The 16,270-nt window shown below is 49.5% G+C and carries 13 protein-coding genes; 6 read left to right on the top strand and 7 right to left on the bottom strand.

The annotated features are described in order from the left end of the window. Positions 1-3 precede the first annotated feature (3 nt). The 4 genes from ACXAG2_RS17040 to ACXAG2_RS17025 form a co-directional block, all read right to left on the bottom strand. Complete coding sequence (locus ACXAG2_RS17040) at positions 4-3,177, bottom strand: DUF748 domain-containing protein (protein ID WP_474868957.1); 3,174 nt, start codon at positions 3,175-3,177, stop codon at positions 4-6. 84 nt (positions 3,178-3,261) lie between these two features. Continuing rightward, on the bottom strand, positions 3,262-3,831 hold the full coding sequence (locus tag ACXAG2_RS17035; protein ID WP_474868954.1) for a DUF2780 domain-containing protein: 570 nt from the start codon (positions 3,829-3,831) through the stop codon (positions 3,262-3,264). Between the two features lie 180 nt (positions 3,832-4,011). Beyond that, positions 4,012-4,263 carry a trehalase family glycosidase gene (locus tag ACXAG2_RS17030; RefSeq protein ID WP_474868951.1) on the bottom strand — a complete coding sequence of 84 codons (252 nt, stop codon included), beginning with the start codon at positions 4,261-4,263 and terminating at the stop codon, positions 4,012-4,014. A 220-nt stretch (positions 4,264-4,483) separates the two neighbouring features. Beyond that, positions 4,484-4,945 (bottom strand): Lrp/AsnC family transcriptional regulator, encoded by a 462-nt coding sequence (locus ACXAG2_RS17025; RefSeq protein WP_119502445.1) that lies wholly within the window; start codon positions 4,943-4,945, stop codon positions 4,484-4,486. A gap of 155 nt (positions 4,946-5,100) precedes the next feature. Here ACXAG2_RS17025 and leuA point away from each other — a divergent pair, with 155 nt between their 5' ends. Continuing rightward, a complete protein-coding gene (gene leuA, locus ACXAG2_RS17020; RefSeq protein WP_474868948.1) occupies positions 5,101-6,756 on the top strand; it encodes a 2-isopropylmalate synthase in 1,656 nt (551 codons plus the stop codon). A 183-nt stretch (positions 6,757-6,939) separates the two neighbouring features. Continuing rightward, the gene (locus ACXAG2_RS17015; protein WP_474868946.1) at positions 6,940-7,629 is read left to right on the top strand and encodes a hypothetical protein; all 690 of its coding nucleotides are present in this window, start codon (positions 6,940-6,942) and stop codon (positions 7,627-7,629) included. Between the two features lie 144 nt (positions 7,630-7,773). Here ACXAG2_RS17015 and fucP read toward each other — a convergent pair whose 3' ends face one another. Next, a complete protein-coding gene (gene fucP / locus ACXAG2_RS17010; RefSeq protein WP_474868943.1) occupies positions 7,774-9,105 on the bottom strand; it encodes an L-fucose:H+ symporter permease in 1,332 nt (443 codons plus the stop codon). Positions 9,106-9,295: 190 nt separating this feature from the next. On the opposite strand from fucP, the gene ACXAG2_RS17005 reads away from it, so the two are divergent. The 3 genes from ACXAG2_RS17005 to ACXAG2_RS16995 all read left to right on the top strand — a co-directional run bounded on the left by ACXAG2_RS17005 (position 9,296) and on the right by ACXAG2_RS16995 (position 12,987). After that, entirely contained in the window at positions 9,296-10,504 is a 1,209-nt protein-coding gene (locus ACXAG2_RS17005) for an ROK family transcriptional regulator (RefSeq protein ID WP_474868940.1), read from the top strand. A 136-nt stretch (positions 10,505-10,640) separates the two neighbouring features. Further along, on the top strand, positions 10,641-11,981 hold the full coding sequence (locus ACXAG2_RS17000; protein WP_474868937.1) for a carbohydrate porin: 1,341 nt from the start codon (positions 10,641-10,643) through the stop codon (positions 11,979-11,981). A 40-nt stretch (positions 11,982-12,021) separates the two neighbouring features. Continuing rightward, on the top strand, positions 12,022-12,987 hold the full coding sequence (locus ACXAG2_RS16995) for a carbohydrate kinase family protein (RefSeq protein ID WP_474868934.1): 966 nt from the start codon (positions 12,022-12,024) through the stop codon (positions 12,985-12,987). Positions 12,988-13,039: 52 nt separating this feature from the next. Here ACXAG2_RS16995 and ACXAG2_RS16990 read toward each other — a convergent pair whose 3' ends face one another. Both ACXAG2_RS16990 and ACXAG2_RS16985 read right to left on the bottom strand, forming a co-directional pair. After that, positions 13,040-13,912, bottom strand: a complete 873-nt coding sequence (locus tag ACXAG2_RS16990) for a 5'-methylthioadenosine/S-adenosylhomocysteine nucleosidase (RefSeq protein ID WP_474868931.1) — start codon at positions 13,910-13,912, stop codon at positions 13,040-13,042. 148 nt (positions 13,913-14,060) lie between these two features. Further along, complete coding sequence (locus tag ACXAG2_RS16985; protein ID WP_474843352.1) at positions 14,061-14,477, bottom strand: Dabb family protein; 417 nt, start codon at positions 14,475-14,477, stop codon at positions 14,061-14,063. A gap of 455 nt (positions 14,478-14,932) precedes the next feature. Between ACXAG2_RS16985 and ACXAG2_RS16980 the strand changes: the two genes are divergently transcribed. Beyond that, complete coding sequence (locus tag ACXAG2_RS16980; protein WP_474868929.1) at positions 14,933-16,270, top strand: MFS transporter; 1,338 nt, start codon at positions 14,933-14,935, stop codon at positions 16,268-16,270.

The following is a 16,270-nucleotide window of genomic DNA, read 5'->3' as shown; positions in this document are numbered from 1 at the left end:
CCTTTAATCCGCTTCCAGCGTAAGCGTTGCACCACTCACATCTTCCTGCAGATGGTGCCGGCTGTTTAACTGGAACAGCCGGTTGGCATCTATCGCGGCATCGTTAATCAGATAACGTTTTACTGCTTTTGCGCGCCTGTCTGCCAGTGCTGCCAGCTGGCCCGGGGGAATGTCGATATTGCTGCGCAGAGAGTTGTACATGGCAATATGCAATGCCCGTTGAACCCAGGTTTCGTCTACTTCCGGAGGTGTCTGTTCCGTTTGCTCAGAGGCACCTTTTTCATTCGTTGAGGGCGTAAGCTGAGCGATGATTTTAGCCCGTTCTTCTTCCACGGAGATCCCCAATGTCTCCGTAAACGCCTGTTTCAGCGCATCAGATAGCGGGCCTTCGAGGGGATAGCTGCTGGCAGTCAGGTTCGCTGGCAGTGCGCCGGCACCGGACAACGTCAGCAGTCTGTCCTGCAAGGTTTTTTCTGCCAGAACCCCGGCGTCGGTTACTGCGTTCACCGTCCCTTCAATATTCAGTCGCAGGCCGGGACGCTTTTTCAGCGCTTTTGCCAGCGTGGTTAACGTGGCTGTGGCTTCATCATCAAGCTCGCTGCTACCGGAAGCAAAAGTCACCTCGTTAAGGGTATCGTCACTGCCCACTAAGCTGGCAAGGAAAGAGAAGGGGGCGGTAACGGCTTTGGTGATGAGGTTGCCAATGGCATTGAGGATAATCGAGCCAAAGCTGAAGCCAGGGCTGTCAACATCACCGGAGACTTCCAGGCCTACATCAATCACACCGTTGCGATCCTGTAACAGCGCGACGGCAAGTCCGAGAGGAAGGCTTAAGGCTTGCTCAGAATCACTTTTCTGACCAAGAGTGAGCTGGTCGATGACTACGTGGTTATCGCCTTCCAGTGCATCACCCTGAAGCTTATATTGTACATCCAGCGACAGCAGCCCTTTATCAATGTAATACCCCATGTAGGTGCCGGAATACGGGTTCACTGAAGTCAGCTCAGCACCGCTTACTGAGAACATTAAATCAAGGTTCAGGACGTCGCTGAACGGGTCTATGCTGCCTTTGAGGGACACCGGCGCATAGCTATCGATTTTACCCGCTATATCTACGGCAGCCGCTTTCCCTGATGCTGAGTCCAGCTGGCTGACAGTACCGTTTAACGATTCTATTCCTGAAGCAAAGCGGGGCGTCAGCGAGTTATCTGCAAAGTAGGCGTTACCGTTCTCAATGCTGATCTGATTAACCGTTATAGCCAGCTGTGATTTTTCACCTGCTGTATTCTCCGGCGTGTCGCCTTCCTCATTTTCTACACCCTCTACCTGCGCAGCCTGTTCGCTTGCGGCGCCGGAGTCTTCTGTTGCCGAAGGACGGCTCACAATAATATCGCTGATATTGGTGTGTTTATTTTCGTCAATAACCAGCTTCGCAAACGGCTCACTCAACACTACATTATCAATGCTCAAGGTATTCGCCGTTGTACTGAACACAAGATTGGCGACATCAAGAGCCTGCCATTTAAGTAATGGCGCTTTCTTTTGTGTATCCAGAATGGCAAGGTCTGCAAGAGTGACAGAAGCGTTTATGTCTGCTGTGCCTGATGCGTCAGCAGTGAAACTGGACTGCGTGCTGAGGCGTCCGCTTTCCATTACCACATTCGCATAAGGCGAGATATATTGTTGCAGCGGCGAGAGAAGGAAATCATCCAGTGTCAGTGCACCTTTTACCTGCTGTGCCGTTACATCGAGGTCGCCTTCAGACCGGAGCGTGCCGGTATCTTCTGCAGCAAAACCCTCTGCGTTGCCGCTGGTGGACAACGCTAAGTTGTAATGAACCGGTGAGGTAAACTGACTGTCAACGGGACCTGTTGTCAGGTTTATATTGAAAACCCGCCAGAACATATTGTCAGCAATGGCTTTCTCGTTCAGTGCGACTTCACCGCCGGTAAATTCAAAGGCATTTAATACAACATGCCAGCCTGATTCTTCTTCACCGGCCGGCGTTGACGTTGCCGGCGGTGTGTTGCCCGCTGAAGGCGCTGTATTTGGTAAAAGGTATCGCTGTAAATCCAGGCCATCATCATCGAACAGGGCATTTACCTGCATGTCTGCTACAGCAATCTTATCAACGCTGACAGACTTATCCGCAAGGCTTGCCTCTATGCCGTCGACGGCAAGTTCCGGTAAGGTTATCTTCGGCTCGTCCTGACGGGAAAGGGTAAGAGAATGTAACCCGAAGCTGCCGTCTTTCACGGTTACATTCAGTGACGCGTTATCCTCAAATAAGGAAAATGCCAGCGTCAGATCAACACGGCCGTCTGTCAGTTCAACGTCTATTATGTCGTTCGAAAGTGGCCACAGGGGGGCCAGTGCAATATCCGACAAACGGATATTACTGTTAAATACCAGCGGCGAAAGCTGAAAATCACCCTTAAGATTGACTTTGCCGCCCTCAGCCGTATTTAACTGAAAGGCGTAAGCGTTGTCTGTTTCACTGCTTTCTGTTTCGCTAGTTTTTATTTCGGGGCTGTTTGCTGATTTGCCGGGCTGTTCAGTGATAGTGGCCAGTGTATCCAGTCCGGTAAGCGTGATATCCAGCTCAGGGTAATCCAGCCGGGCACCGGTGACTGCGTCGCTAAGTAAAATGTGGCCGTTTTGCAGTGTAAAGTGATTCAGCCTGATGTGTGGAATACCAGCCTGTTCCTCCGGGGCTGTTTCAGGCTCTTCCTGTTGCGCATTCTTTGCCAGCGTATCGATGATGTCAGAGACGTTCAGCCGTGTATTTTCTCCGCCAGTTAAGCGATGTAATTGCACGTAGGGTGCATGCAAGGCAATATTTTCAACAGTGGGAGTAAAGCTGGTCAGCGTTTGCCAGAAACCCAGATCGACGGTCAGTGCCTGTAAGGCAAAGAAGTTTTCGTCGCGCTCAGCTTCTTTTATGCTGAAGTCACTGACTTCAGCCCGCAATAAAAATGGGTTCACTGAGATGTCTTTAACGGTGACTTCCCGCCCCAGCATGTCAGTGAGTTTATCCGGCACGGTGGCCTTCAGCACTGCAGGTAATACTACCCCCGCCAGCAGCGCGTAAGTGAGATAAATTAACAGAAAGTAAACGGAGAAACGAAGCCACAGGGGTTTACGGCTGAAAGAAGAGATCCGGTTCTTTGAATGCATGATTAACTATTAAATGAGAAGCCGGCAGACAGACCAGCAACAATGATGTTGCCGGTCTGCTCTGCATGAATGAGAGGTTTTACCCTAAAGGGCGGAGAGCAAATTATCCAGTCCTGATTGGAAAATAGACTGGGTTTCGGTGTTATTTTCACTCTTGAAATAGCTGCTGGCCTGAGAGACAAAGCTGCTGATCATTTCCGGCGTCAGACCCAGTGCTTCAAACTGCTGTTTCAGCTCGTTGATGGATTTCGCCGTGCTGCTGTACTCCGAAGCTTTATTCAGCAGACCGGATAGTGCATCAGACTTTGAAGATGAAGAACCGGATGTTTCCGGTACGCTGGATAATAACCCTTCCAGGCCGGGAATGTTGCCGGCAAGTTCACTGTAATCCGTACCAGAAAGGTTCCCTTTCACATAATTAAACAGAGAAGCCAGTCCGCCTTCCGATTGCGCTTCAGTTACACCTAAATTGCTGCTGACTGAGCTGATTAAACCTGATAAATCTACTGACTCAGATGCGCTGGCTGTTGCGGATTCTGTGGTTTCCGGCTTCGTAAGCACCTTCTTTAAATCCTGCAATGATGATGCAGCGTGAACAGGGGCCGATAACATAAATCCCAGTGCAGCCAGAGCGGCAACAGATTGTACTTTCATAAAAACTCCGGAGTCACCCTGTGAGGGTGTAATAGTGAAAAGTATGACAGGAGCAGGGGGGACAGACACATGGTCCGGCTTCAGAGACGCTAACTAATGAGGGATCACGTTAACACTGAAGCATTGCCCGTTGATTGTTGAGGCAACCTTAACGGGCAATGCGGGGTAATGCAAATGCTTTTACAAAGCAGGGCTGGCAGGCGTGCCGGTACGCAGCGCTTTGGCAAAAACCTGCGTTACACCTTTGGTCCAGCCGAAGCCATGTTGTACTTCGTATTCGCCGCCGCTGGCAGAGGTAGCAATGTCTTCCAGATTGTATTTCTCCATCAGCGTATGGTTGCTATTGTAATAGGTTTCCACCGTATTTAACCAGCGGGACATCACTTCACCGGCTAGTTTGTTGTTTAGATGACTGTAATCCCTGTACCCCAAACCACTGAAGTGGCGCCCTGCGAAGGAATATTCCCGTCAACGTCATACCGTCATAGGCCACCGCTGCATTCCCGAAGGCTGCCGGCATTAACCCTGACAGAAGATTAAACTGTTCATATTGGTGTGCGCAATGAAAACCTGCGCCGTTTTTGTTTACGGGATCAGGGAATATGCAGCGGCCTTTTTATTGCCCCGGGCAGTTCCGGCGATAAGATCACCCTTACACCGGCACTGCGGTGCTTTTCCTGGGGGATTTCAGCACAAAAGAGGAATGCACACCGCTGACGCCTTCAACACGGGTGAGTTTATTAAGCAGGAACTGCTGAAAGTCATCCATGTCTTTTACGATGACTTTTAACAGATAATCTGCAGACTGACCGGTGATCAAATGGCTTTCGAGTACTTCAGGAAAGGTGGCAATGGCATTATCAAACTTCTCGAATCGCTCAGGGGTGTGCTTGTCCATGACGATCTGAATAAACGATACCAGGGTCAGTCCCAATTTTCGCGCATTAACCAGCGCAACATAGCCGTCAATAAAGCCGCTGTCTTCCAGTTGCTTTACCCGCCTCAGGCAGGGGGAAGGAGAAAGATTAACGGCTTCAGCCAGTTCCTGATTTGAGATACGACCGTGTTTTTGCAACGTTTCCAGTATTTGTCTGTCAGTCTTGTCCAATTCCACTTTCGCTCTCCTGTCTGGCATTAAAAGTCATTGAAGTAATAATTTGGGCTATATTATTGCTTTAAGGGTGTGAAGTAAGCAAGCGATAGCAATCCTCTGCCAACAGATATCGCGTACACTACGTGAACCGTTATTCATCCCGGAGTCTTCGTTTCATGCTTACTCATCCTCATACCAAATATCAGCGATTCATTGGCGTATCTTTACCTGAACGTCAGTGGCCAAATAATGCCATTACACAGGCACCTGTCTGGATGAGTACAGACCTTCGCGATGGGAATCAGGCGCTTATCGACCCGATGTCGATTGAAACCAAATTGCGTTTCTTTAAAAAACTGGTGTCTGTTGGTTTTAAACAAATCGAAGTGGGTTTTCCATCGGCATCAGATATCGACTTTCAATTTGTCAGGCTACTGATCGAAGGTAACCATATTCCTGATGACGTCACAATAGAAGTGCTGACTCAGGCCCGCTATGAATTGATCGAGCGAACTGTTGAAAGCTTACGGGGCGCCCGCAATGCTATTTTGCACATGTACAATCCCCTTGCGCCGGACTTCCGTGAGATCGTGTACAACACCGATAAAGCAGGGGTGAAAGACATCGCCCTGACCGGTACCCGCTGGGTGAAGGAACTCACCGCCGGCGCGCCGGAAGTGAACTGGACTTATCAGTATTCTCCTGAGGTGTTTTCCAGTACCGAAATCGACTTTGTTAAAGAGGTCGTGGATGAGGTGGTGAACATCTGGCAGCCGACCACTGAGAACAAAATTATCATTAACTTACCGGCGACGGTGGAAATGAATACGCCGAATACCTATGCCGACCAGATTGAATGGATGCACCGCAACCTGAATCAGCGGGAATGCATAGTGTTAAGTGTGCACCCGCACAACGACAGGGGTACCGCTGTGGCGGCTGCTGAACTGGCATTAATGGCGGGAGCTGACCGTATCGAAGGCTGCCTGTTCGGCAATGGCGAACGTACCGGCAATGTGGATATTGTGACTCTGGCAATGAACATGTATTCCCAGGGCGTGTCACCGGAACTGGATTTCTCTGATATTGATCAGGTTCGCAAGTTAGTGGAAGAGTGCAATCAGCTGCCTGTGCATCCCCGTCATCCTTATGCCGGCGAACTGGTTTACACCGCTTTTTCCGGTTCACATCAGGACGCTATCAAAAAAGGGATGGCGGTACAGAGTAAAGACGGCCGCTGGCGTGTACCTTATTTGCCCATCGATCCGGCAGATGTGGGGCGCGGATTTGAAGCGGTTGTCCGCGTAAACAGCCAATCCGGTAAAGGTGGTGTGGCCTTCTTACTGGAACAGGAAGCGAATCTGCAACTGCCGCGAAAACTGCAAATTGAATTCAGCCGCACTGTGCAGCGTGAAAATGACAGCACCGGTAAAGAAATGTCGGCAAAACGTATGAAAGAAGTCTTTGAGCAGGAATATTTCGATGCCATAACGCCTTTTGCTTATACCGGCAGCACCATTACGTCAGTGGCAAGCGGGGAGCAATCGGTGAGTATTCAGTTTGCCCTGAATAACGAAGTTTACACTATAGAGGGCACCGGTAACGGTCCGGTTGAAGCGGCGGCCAATGCGCTCAGCACGTTTCTGAATAAAAAGGTAGAAGTGGCAGACTACCACGAGCACGCAGTTGGGGAAGGCGCAGGCGTAAAAGCTGTCTGCTACATTGAAGTGAAATTGGAAGGGGCTGATTCAACCTTCGGCTGTGCCAGTGACAGCAATATCATCACTGCCGCGATTAAAGCGCTGTTGTCAGGGGTTAACCGGTTGATGTGACGGCTTTTTGAAGACGCAGAGAAAAGAGTGGGTAGTATTTGTTATCCACTCTTTTTTTTGTTTAGTGACGCAAATATAAGGTGCAACAAATTTCATAGCTCATTATCGAACAGTCGAAGAATAGATTAAAAACAGATACTTTAGGTGCTGAGATTAAACTCATTATTGTTAAAGGATTAATGAATGAAGGTTTTGCATGCTGTATTTTTTCTGTTGTTTACATCTGTTTTTCCATCGAGCCATGCAGGTGAAAAGGCTGTCGCCAGAATATTTGATCAAACGATTTATCAGTCTGACCTGTCGGGTGAAGAAGATGGAGAGGCAACAAGCCTGGATAGCTTAATTGTTCCTACATTGTTGGAAAAGTATATAGCCGGGAATCATTTATCTTTTGAGCCCACTACGAAAGAAAGGGAAAAATTTAAAATTTGGTTTAATAAACAACAATTGGCCAGCCAAATAGACAGCGAGAAAGAAGAGCTAGAGCGTATATCGAGCTTCAGAGAAGCAGCTAAGGCTAGGGGCTTTTCGGATGAAGAGGTAGAGCATGGCATCGAAGAAATACCCGATAGTTATGAAAATTCGCGGCCCATGGATGAGCGGATGGCTGATTTCGTATTACCCCACAGGAAATTTCAAGTTTACTTTTATCAAAATTATGGTGGTGGTCGCATCTTGTTGCAACAGCGAGGAATGGAAGCTTACGATGCATTCCATAACTGGTTAAAAGAGCAAGAAAAATTGGGCAGTTTTGAGATCTTCGCTCAGGAAGATAGAGAAGCGTTCTATCGATACTGGAACAGAAAAAGTGGGCTTATAACAGATAAAGAGAGGATAAAAGAGGAGTTCCTGGAGCCCGCATGGCAACACTGAGTAACATAGCCATTTTGTCGAATTGATTTGCTTCACCGGAGCACTTGATTTCATGCTTGTTGGCTGCCACAGCCACTAAATGCCTGTCAAAAAAAGGCGACAACCGTCGCCTTTCTATACATTTTTATTAATCGTCCGCGCCCGTTACTTCGCCATTAACTGCTCTTCTGACGTAACCTTTTCAGAACCGTCAGAATGGGCAACCCGTGTAGGGTGAGACTTGATATCGAACAATCCGTAGCCGGCGACCAGCAGGAAGCAGATGGCCGGTACGATATATGACACAACGATGCCGGATGAATCGATAAGTGCAGCCTGGAACAGTGGCAGAATTGCACCGCCGAGGATGGCCATGACCAGACCCGCCGCGCCCAGTTTGGTGTCTTCGCCCAGTCCGTCCAGTGCGATGCCGTAAATTGTCGGGAACATTAAAGACAAACAGGCAGAGATTGATACCAGTGAAATGACGCCAATGAAATCCGGTGACTGAGTCATGATGATACACAGGCCTGCGGCAACTAATGACATGATCATCAGCAGGCGGGCAGGGTAAAGGAACTGCATCAGCCAGGTCATCACAAAACGGGAAATCAGAAACACAATCATGCTGTACTGCAGAATTTGTCCGCCATCTACTTCATTACCGCCCACGGCTTTCATGGCGTACTGGATTGTGAAAGTCCATACACAGGTTTGCGCGCCTACATTAAAGAATTGAGCCAGCACACCTAAACGATAGTGACGGTTACCCAGCAAACGTTTCAGTGATGCGCCCAGCTGCACATTTTCACTGCGGGATTCTGTGGACTCGTTCACCGGCGTTTTAATACATGCAATGGCAATCCATACCAGCACCAGTACACAGGCCATGCCTACGTAAGGCAACATAACGGCGTCGAGCTCAGTGCCAATCACCGATTTTAATTCTGCAACCGACATAGCCGCCCGCTCTTCCGCTGAAGCCTGATTAAGGTTGGGTAAGATAAGAGTTGCCGCCAGGAAAACCCCTAAGTTTGTGCCCACAGGGTTAAACGCCTGAGCCAGGTTTAAGCGGCGGGTAGCGCTTTTTTCGCATCCCATAGCCATAACATAAGGGTTGGCTGAGGTTTCCAGAATCGACAGACCGCCGGCAAGAACAAACAGCGCCGCCAGAAAGAAGCCGTAAGTCATGGTCTGGCTGGCGGGGTAGAACAGAAACGCGCCGGTAGCAGCACAGCCCAGGCCTGTTAACACACCTGTTTTGTAGGAAAACCGTTTGTTAATGAATGCTGCGGGAATTGCCAGGCAAAAGTAAGCGCCGTAATAGGCGAACTGCACCAGTGCAGACTGTAATGACGACATGGTAAATATTTTACTGAATACCTTTACCAGCGGGTCCGTCATGTTGGCGGCAACGCCCCAGGCTGCAAAGCAGATGGTGAGCAAAATGAATGGGACAAGCGTTTCTTTAGAAACCAGTGGCGCGCGTTTTTGCACGGACATTCCTCAGCATGTAAACAATTAGTTAAGCGATTTAAACAACAAAAATTTTATGTGTCAATAAATCAACATAATTTATTTAATTGTTTTTCTTTCTCCCGGATGACTTTAAAGAGGCATTTTGCCAGGGGACTAGGCAGCAGGGAATGGAAGGACTACTATACGTTGTTGATTTAATGAAAATAAGATGTCTCATATGCCTGCAAATTCTTCCGGCCAGCAAGTTGAACCCCATGGATTCTGGCAAAAAAGCACCCCGCTGAAAGGCCAGTCTGGTCTGCGGGCACTGAACGAACGCCGCATTCTGACGCTGATCCGTCAGCATCAGGAATTGCCCAAAGCCCGTATAGCCAATGAAACAGGCCTGTCAGCCCAGGCCGCCACTGTAATAATCAATAAACTGGAAGAAGACGGGCTGTTGTTGCGCGGGGAGCCCCAAAGAGGTAAGCGGGGACAACCCACTGTACCCTTCTCTCTTAAGGCAGACGGGGCTTTCGGGATCGGTATCAAAATTGGTCGCCGGAGTATTCAGATCACCCTCATCGATTTTTGCGGCAAAGTACGCTCGTCACTTCGGGAACAGTGGGATTATCCGGCAGTGGATGCCATGATCCGCTTCGCAGAAAAGGGGATACGGGCGATGTTATCTACTTTGAGTGACGGGGAAAAACTGCGTGTGAGCGGTGTGGGTGTTGCCATGCCATTTGAAATCTGGCGCTGGAGCGAGCAGGCCGGCGCGCCGGAGGAGGCATTGTTGGAGTGGCAGGACTTTGATGTTCCTGCTGCCATTCAGAAGATCACCGATTTGCCAGTTTATCTGTGCAACGATGACACCGCAGCCTGTGCTGCCGAACTCTGGTTTGGTGAACACCGGGATCTCAACGATTACCTGTATTGCTTTGTCGGCACCTTCATCGGTGGAGGTATGGTACTGAACCGGCAGTTACATACCGGTCGTCACGGTAATGCCGGTGCGGTGGGATCTCTGCCTTATCCGGGCAGTCTTGCCGGCGGCCAGCTTCTTGATGTGGCATCAATATACCTGCTGGAGAAAACCCTGAAAGAGGCGGGGCAGGACACGGCATTCCTGCATGGAAGGCAACAAGTATGGCCTGAAGATGTGCCCGGGATCAGTGAATGGCTGGACTCTGTGGCTACCGGCATTGTGCACAGTGCCATGAGTGCCCATGCCTTTCTGGACCTTGATGCGGTGGTTATTGAAGGCGCTCTGCCGGACAACATCAAAACAGAATTGCTCAGTCGCTGCGGGCATCTGTTACAGTCTGCTGACTTCCGGGGATTATCTTCGTTAATCTTACGCGGAGGCTCGGTCGGGGCGGATGCCCAGTCCTTTGGCAGCGCCAATTTGCCCTTACTCGCGCAGTACAGTCTTTAACAATTCGTCAATAATTATTAAATAAATATAGTTGATTTAATAATTCAGCTGCATTAAATTGCGTCTCCTTGAAGTCACTGTTAACACGGTGTGATCGTGTTGTGGATTGTAATCACACTTTGCCAGGGGATGCTGCATGCGTTTTTTTCCTTCATTGATATCTGAAATTTCCTCCCGTAAACCGCTGATGACAAAGGTGTCTCAGGCCGGTTCAACCTGTGGTGCAACCATCGCTCTGCTTCTTGCCTTCGGGCAGGTAAGTGCACAGGACATGCCTGATTACCTTAATTTCCAGGCCAGCTATACCGGCGAAGCGGCAGCGAATGTGAATGGCGGAAAACAGAGGGGCAGCGCCTATGCCGGGCAGCTTTTTGTGGGTGCAGATTTCGACATGGAGAAGGCATCTGACTGGAAAGACACCACAATCCATGTGGCAGTGACTAACCGTCATGGACAAAACCTTGCACCAAAATACATTGGTAACAGTACATCGGTGCAGGAAATTTATGGCGGACAGAACAGTCGTCTGGCCCGTTTTACCGTAGAAAAGCACTTTCTTGACGGGCAACTTCAGGTTGAAGCCGGCCGCACTGTCGCCAATATCAGTTTTCTGGGTTCCGAGCTGTGTCAGTATTTTCAGACTAACTCTGCGTGCGGCAATCCCACATTCGTGTTCCGTACCAGTAACTTTACCTGGTGGCCGGTGTCCAGCTGGGGTGGTCATGCTAAATTCTGGCTGAACGACAAAACCTATTTCCATGCCGGTGTTTACGAAGAAAATACGCCTCACCAGGCGTCAGATGATCATGGCCTGGACTGGGGAGTTGAAGATTCTACCGGGGTGGTGGTACCTGTCACGCTGGGGTATCAGACGACATGGGACAATGATGACTATCCGCGCCGCTATGAAGTGGGCGGCTGGTATGACGGTGCTGATTATACCGATCCGTCAAAGGACGAGAACGGTGACTATGCCGCATTGAGCGGAAATGATTACGCCACCCGCAATGGCCGTTCCGGTGTATTTGCAAGATTCGAACAGACCGTGTTGAGACCTGACCTGAACTCTCAGCGCAGCGTCACCTTGTTTGGTGCTGTGCTTACCGGCACCTCCGGTGAATTGATTGAAGATTTTTATTTTAAGGCCGGTTTTGTGAAGCGGGGGACATTCCCGGGCCGCGATAAAGATACGGTCGCCTTTGTGTATACAGAACAACATTACAGTCATGACGCCATTGAAGACCAGTTTATTTTGCGCAACCTTAACGAAGGTTCAGGCCGTCCCGCCAGTATGCAGGCGATGATGGAACTGAGTTACGGCATTCATGTGAACGACAACATCCGCATTCAGCCCAACATCCATTACATCGTTAATCCCGATCAGTTTGGCGACAAAGCCAGACAGGAAGACTTAAGTGATGCCGTGGTGCTGGGGCTGCGCTTTGATATCAATCTCGCAGGTTTGCTTTTCCAGTAAGCCGGTTTTATCTGTTGCACAATCAGTAAGGAGAATGCAAATGCAAGTGTTATGCATGGGAGAAGCCTTAATCGACATGCTGTCCGACAAGGGACAGCCCGGAATTACAGACGCAACGGAAAGCTTCAGAAAATTTGCCGGTGGCGCACCTGCGAATGTGGCTGTTGCAGTTTCCAAACTGGGTGGCGAAAGCTATCTGTTCGGTAAGCTGGGGAAAGATCAGTTTGGTCATTATCTGCACCGTACACTGGAAGCCCTTGAGGTGAATACTGCTTTCACTACGTATTCTGAAAAAGGAAAAACCGCTCTGGCTTTTGTCGGCCTTGATGGCGACGGTGAAAGATCTTTCGATTTTTATATCGACAATGCAGCCCATACTGATATCTCAGAAGCAGACCTGGTGCCTGCATTATTTGAGAAACCCCGCATTGTCAGTTTCTGCTCGGGCTCAGTGAGCACGCCGGATTTACGCCAAGTCACCTTGTCTGCTATTGACGGGTTCAAAGCGGCAGGCAGCATTTTGTGTCTGGATATTAATTTACGTCCTGCATTCTGGGCAGAGCCTTCCCTGGCACCGTATTTTATCGACGAAACGGCTAAACAGGTGGATGTGATAAAAGCCAGTAAAGAGGAACTCATTGAACTGTATGGCGAGTCGAATATCGACGGGCAAATTCAGAGCTGGGTGGACTGCGGTGTGTCGCTGGTTTTGGTTACGGATGGCGCAAATCCGGTGGCCTTTTACAGTCACGACACAAACGGTATTTATCCTACACCACCGGTCAGTGCAGTAGATACCACAGCAGCCGGTGATGCCTTTGTGGGCGGGTTCTTATTTACGTTGGCAGAAGAAGTACAGGATAAAGCGTCTTTTGTAGCCTGGGCAGGCAACTTTGAAAGCATTATGTCTTCTTTGCGTTTTGCTACCCGCTGCGGCGCCCATGCGGTATCAAAGTACGGTGCGTTTGATGCGTTGCCTTCGCGCAGTGATATCGAACTTAAATAATCCGGCTTTACTGAAAAGAGCCGCAGCAACCTGCGGCTCAAAATCCGTCTGCTTATTTCGCCTCTAATAATGCGATGTAATGAACAACGAGGTCACGGACAAACTGCTGACAGTCCTTAGCCGTTGAAGGATCGTAGTGTCCGCCGTTAGTCAGGTTGTTTGATAACACCCGCACTCCCAGAAACGGTACATCATACGCGTGAGCAATCTGCGCCGCTGCGGCGGTTTCCATTTCCTCTGTACTGGTACCGAAATGTTCATGGAGCCAGGCAATCCGGTCTAATTCGTTATTCCAGAAATTTGCGCTGGCAATAGTGCCTTCCGTCACTTTTCCCCGTTTGTAATTGTCGCTTATGGCATGGGCGGATGCCAGCAGTTTACTGTCACCCATATAATAGCGGACCCTCTCTGATTTCTTTGCTGACTCCCCCTCACCGGCACTGCCTGACGAGGCCAGTAAGTCCATTGGCTTCCAGCTTAAGGGCGCAGAGCCTTCACCCTTTTCCCTGAAAGGGGTTTTAAAATTCCCTGCGTTCAGTGCGCGTTTGCCAAGCACAATATCCCCGACCTTCAAAGCCGGATCGTGACCGCCTGAAGTGCCCTGATTAATAATGGCTACAGGATGATACCGGGTGATGCCTACCGCAGTGGCTGCAGCGGTATTCTCAAGGCCTTTGCCGGTTTGCGCGACCACAACAGGGTAGTTATTCAGCAAACCTTTATAGAAGGTGGTGGTGCCTGATTTCTCAATGGTGACGCCGGTGAGAAGACTGGCAAAATATTCAGCTTCAATGGGCATAGGCCCCTGAATCATTACCGGTGCACGATAAGGTTTGGTGGTTTCTATATTCGCGGCGCTGAATTCGCCGGCGCAAATCATCCGGCTGAACAAACAAAAGATTAAAAAGAGAAAAGCAGTTTTCATGGGTAACTGGTTTCCGGTTTGAAAGTCATAAACGCTATGTCTCAGTATGTTATTGTTCTCACAAATTTCTGGTGGCATTTTAAGCTGCGTGACCTGTTAAAGAAAAAAATGGATCTTTCTACTCTGGCCGGCAGCGGTCAGGCTCAAGTCAGGCTGACAATGAGTCATGAACCACAACACGTTCCCACAGGTGCGAGCATTCTTCTACGAACTTCAGGTGAACCGGGTGGGTTTGATACGCATCCTGATCTTCTACAGAGTTGAATATCATTAATTCAGACACGTGAAAACTATTGTCAATCACATCCCGCTTCAGGGTAGAGGCCGGTACACCTACGTGCAGCGCCTGAACCTGAGGAATAGCCTGAAGAGATTTCAAACCTTTAATCAGTATCGCTTTATCTTCCGCTGAGTCCGGATTTGCCAGCCAGAAATACACTATGTGGAGTACGGGCGCATCCAGCGAGCAGTTTGATGAGGCAGCTTGTGCAGAAGCGGGCAGGGCCGCGGCGGCTGCCAATGCTCCGGCGGTGGTCATAAATTGTCTGCGGGAAGAGTCCGTCATTGATAATCCTTGTAAATTTTCAGGCAAAGTGGCACTGAGTGTAAAGGCGACAATCATGCTATGCAATCATACTGTGCTCACGAAGCAGACAGAAGTCAGGTTTACAGCGACAAGTGTAAGATGACACTTTAGGATGGAAATGATCGGTTTGTAATAAGATGGCACTGGCTGCCGCTGATACGCCCGTATCGTATCATGGCTTCACCGGTTCCGCTTGAGCCTTCCGGGTCTCCACCGGGCAGTCCGCAAAGGACCTTAACAACAGCTTCTGGCTGACAGCAAATTTTAAATTCTTTGCATAAAATATATAGCGTCACTTTTTGCAAAGTAATTAGTCACTTTATGCCATTCTCAGAATGTGTTTAATTGTTAATATCGTGTTTAACGATTACACAAGTCATTTACGCCTGACACCTTGTTTTCTTTTTGCGTATGTGACTTAGAGGATGGTCACTATGTCTTTAACTGCAATTCTTGATGATTCCAAACTGAGCCCTGTGCAATGGGTGGCAATTATCATTTGTATCTCTCTTAATGCGCTGGATGGCTTTGATGTTCTGGCTATCAGCTTTGCTTCGCCGGGAATTGCGGCAGAGTGGGGGATTAACCGCGCCGAGCTGGGTGTGGTGCTGGCCATGGAGCTGGTGGGTATGGCCTTCGGTTCTATTTTTCTGGGCGGCATTGCCGATAAGTTTGGCCGCAAACCTACGATTCAGTTTTGTCTGGTACTGATGACCGCTGGTATGTTTGGTGCAGCGTTCGTCGATAGCGTGATGACACTGTTGATCATCCGCTTCATTACCGGTTTGGGAATTGGCGGTATGCTGGCTTCTACAAACGCCATGGTATCGGAATTTGCGAATAAGAAAAGCCGTAACCTTTGCGTCATTATAATGGCCACTGGCTATCCCATCGGCGCAGTGCTTGGCGGCAGTATTGCGTCAATGTTGCTGGAAACTCACACCTGGCGTGCCGTATTTATTTTCGGCGGCAGCATTACCGGTCTGTTTATGCTGGTGGTGGCGTTCTGGTTGCCTGAATCTCTGCTGTACATGGTTAACCATCCGAAAGAAAACACCCTGAACAAGGTCAATCATATGCTTGAGCGTATGAAAAAGCCTCTGCTGGATGCATTGCCTGCGCCGGCAGTATCAGCCAAAAAATCCAGTTACAGCACACTGTTTTCGCCTGAAATGCGCAAGCTCACGCTGCTGTTAATGGTGGCGTACTTTGCACAAATCATGACGTTCTACTTTATTCTCAAATGGATCCCGAAAATTGTGGTGGACATGGGCTTTGGTGCTGCACAGGCCGGTCAGGTGCTGGTGTGGGCAAACCTGGGCGGTGCGGTGGGGGCCATTTTACTGGGACTGCTTACCAGCAAACTGAATTTGCGCCTCACCATGATTCCGGTACTTATTCTGGCTTTCGTGATGGTGTCGGTATTCGGCATTGGCTACAGCGATTTAAGCACGCTGGCCCTGGTCTCCGCAGCCACAGGGTTTTTCACTAATGCCGGTGTTGTAGGGCTGTACGGACTAATGGCACAGGCGTTCCCGGCGAACGTGCGGGCAAGCGGCACAGGCGTGGTCATTGGTATCGGCCGCGGTGGTGCGGCACTGAGCCCGGTGGTTGCCGGATTACTTTTCACAAATGGTGTCAGCCTGCAGGGTGTTGCCATTGCCATGGGCACCGGCGCGCTGGTAGCCACACTGGCGATTTATTTCTTAAACAATAAACAGGGCGGACGGGGAGCAGCAACGCATTCTACTTTGTCTGCCGTCACAAAATAA

The sequence above is a fragment of the Alteromonas sp. ABH4_456 genome (genome assembly GCF_056160645.1).
Note: the sequence above shows the minus strand (reverse complement) of the source record. Positions and strands in the feature narration are given on the sequence as shown.

What these genes read in the sequence shown, in the direction of transcription:
- ACXAG2_RS16995 (WP_474868934.1), top strand. Translation starts at nt 12,022, where the DNA reads ATGCAAGTGTTATGCATGGGAGAAGCCTTAATCGACATGCTGTCCGAC.
- leuA (WP_474868948.1), top strand. Translation starts at nt 5,101, where the DNA reads ATGCTTACTCATCCTCATACCAAATATCAGCGATTCATTGGCGTATCT.
- ACXAG2_RS17015 (WP_474868946.1), top strand. Translation starts at nt 6,940, where the DNA reads ATGAAGGTTTTGCATGCTGTATTTTTTCTGTTGTTTACATCTGTTTTT.
- ACXAG2_RS17000 (WP_474868937.1), top strand. Translation starts at nt 10,641, where the DNA reads ATGCGTTTTTTTCCTTCATTGATATCTGAAATTTCCTCCCGTAAACCG.
- ACXAG2_RS17040 (WP_474868957.1), bottom strand. Translation starts at nt 3,177, where the DNA reads ATGCATTCAAAGAACCGGATCTCTTCTTTCAGCCGTAAACCCCTGTGG.
- ACXAG2_RS16990 (WP_474868931.1), bottom strand. Translation starts at nt 13,912, where the DNA reads ATGAAAACTGCTTTTCTCTTTTTAATCTTTTGTTTGTTCAGCCGGATG.
- ACXAG2_RS16980 (WP_474868929.1), top strand. Translation starts at nt 14,933, where the DNA reads ATGTCTTTAACTGCAATTCTTGATGATTCCAAACTGAGCCCTGTGCAA.
- ACXAG2_RS17005 (WP_474868940.1), top strand. Translation starts at nt 9,296, where the DNA reads ATGTCTCATATGCCTGCAAATTCTTCCGGCCAGCAAGTTGAACCCCAT.
- ACXAG2_RS16985 (WP_474843352.1), bottom strand. Translation starts at nt 14,477, where the DNA reads ATGACGGACTCTTCCCGCAGACAATTTATGACCACCGCCGGAGCATTG.
- ACXAG2_RS17035 (WP_474868954.1), bottom strand. Translation starts at nt 3,831, where the DNA reads ATGAAAGTACAATCTGTTGCCGCTCTGGCTGCACTGGGATTTATGTTA.